The organism is Rhodococcus sp. T9N (genome assembly GCF_024436645.1).
Taxonomy (GTDB): domain Bacteria; phylum Actinomycetota; class Actinomycetes; order Mycobacteriales; family Mycobacteriaceae; genus Rhodococcus_F; species Rhodococcus_F qingshengii.
This window is the reverse complement of record NZ_JAMSKS010000057.1, coordinates 1-1,880: the sequence shown is the minus strand read 5'-3', so window position 1 is coordinate 1,880 and position 1,880 is coordinate 1. Positions and strand designations below refer to the sequence as shown.

General features: G+C 60.8%; 1 protein-coding gene. It reads left to right on the top strand.

The genetic code is table 11. The features are described from left to right. Nucleotides 1-1,880, top strand: a 1,880-nt coding sequence (locus M1L53_RS32965; protein WP_157092550.1) for an amino acid adenylation domain-containing protein, incomplete at both ends; no start/stop codon positions are given.

The following is a 1,880-nucleotide window of genomic DNA, read 5'->3' as shown; positions in this document are numbered from 1 at the left end:
TGGTGTGGATTCGACGTTGTCGGCGTGGTTCGATGATGCTGCTGCGCGGTTTGGTGATCGGGTTGCGGTGCGGTTCGGTGGCGAGTCGTTGTCGTATGGTGAGTTGTCGGTGCGGGCTAATCGTTTGGCGCGCAGGTTGATTGCTCAGGGTTGTGGTCCGGAGTCGTTGGTGGCGGTGGCGTTGCCGCGGTCGGCGGATCTTGTGGTGGCGTTGTTGGCGGTGGTGAAGTCCGGTGCGGGGTATTTGCCGGTGGATCCGTCGTATCCGGCTGATCGTGTCGAGTTCATGTTGGCTGATGCTGCTCCGGTGGCTGCGATTTCGTGGTCCGGGCGTGAGTTGGTGTTGCCCGCTGGTTTGCCGGTGGTTGATATCGACGCGGTGGATGTGTCGGAGTTCGATGGTTCGGTGGTTTCGGATGCGGATCGTGTTGCGCCGTTGCGGTCGTCGAATGTTGCGTATGTGATTTACACGTCGGGTTCGACGGGTCGCCCGAAGGGTGTGCAGGTTCCGCACACGACGGTGGCGAAGTTGTTTGCGAATACCGAGGGTGTGTACGGGTTCGACGAATCCGATGTGTGGACGATGTTCCACAGTTATGCGTTCGACTTCTCGGTGTGGGAGTTGTGGGGTCCGCTGTTGTACGGCGGCACGTTGGTGGTTGTGGATTATGTGACGTCGCGGTCGCCGGAGCAGTTCTTGGAGTTGCTTGCTGCTGAGCGGGTGACGGTGCTCAATCAGACGCCGTCGGCGTTCTATCAGTTGGCCGAGGCTGATCGGTTGGCGTCGGAATCCGGTCAGGCTGCTGAGTTGTCGTTGCGGTGGGTTGTTTTCGGCGGCGAGGCGCTCGAGCTGCGTCGCTTGTCGGATTGGTACGGCCGCCGCGGTGACTTCGCGCCGACGTTGGTGAACATGTACGGCATCACGGAGACGACGGTGCATGTGAGCCATCGTGTGTTGGATGCTGCGTTGGCGGCGGGTGCGTCGGCGAGTGTTGTGGGTCAGGCTATTTCGGGTCTGCAGGTGTTCGTGCTCGATACGCGTTTGGCTCCGGTGCCTGTTGGTGTCGCGGGTGAGATGTATGTCTCTGGTGTTCAGTTGGCTCGGGGTTATCTGGGTCAGGCGGGGTTGACGTCGACGCGGTTTGTGGCGAATCCGTTCAATGCCGGCGAGGTGTTGTACCGCACGGGTGACGTCGCGTCGTGGAACAGTGCTGGTGATTTGGAGTATCTGGGTCGCGCGGATGATCAGGTGAAGATCCGTGGTTTCCGGATCGAGATCGGTGAGATCGAGTCTGCGGTGTTGGCGGATGTGTCGGTGGCGCAGACGGCGGTGGTTGTCCGTGAGGATTCTCCGGGTGATCAGCGGTTGGTGGCGTATGTGGTTCCGGCTGCGGGTGTGAGCGTTTCGGTCGACGATGTCCGCACCGGTGTGGGTTCGTTGTTGCCGGAGTACATGGTGCCGTCGGCGTTTGTGGTGTTGGATTCGATTCCGTTGACGGTGAACGGGAAGTTGGATCGTCGGGCGTTGCCGGTTCCGTCGTTGCAGGTTGCGGTGTTCCGTGCTCCGACGTCGGTGGTGGAAGAGGTTGTTGCGCAGACGTTTGCGGATGTTCTGGGCGTCGAGCGTGTTGGTTTGGATGATGATTTCTTCGCGCTCGGTGGTAATTCGCTGATTGCGACGCAGGTGACGTCTCGGTTGGGTCAGGCGTTGGATGCTTCGGTGTCGGTGCGGGAGTTGTTCGAGGCGTCGACGGTGGAGGCGTTGGCTGCTCGTTTGGGTTCTCATGTCGGTGGCGGTTCACGTGCGGCGTTGACTGCGCAGGTGCGTCCGGTTCGGGTTCCGTTGTCGTTGGCGCAGCAGCGCATGTGGTTCCTCAACC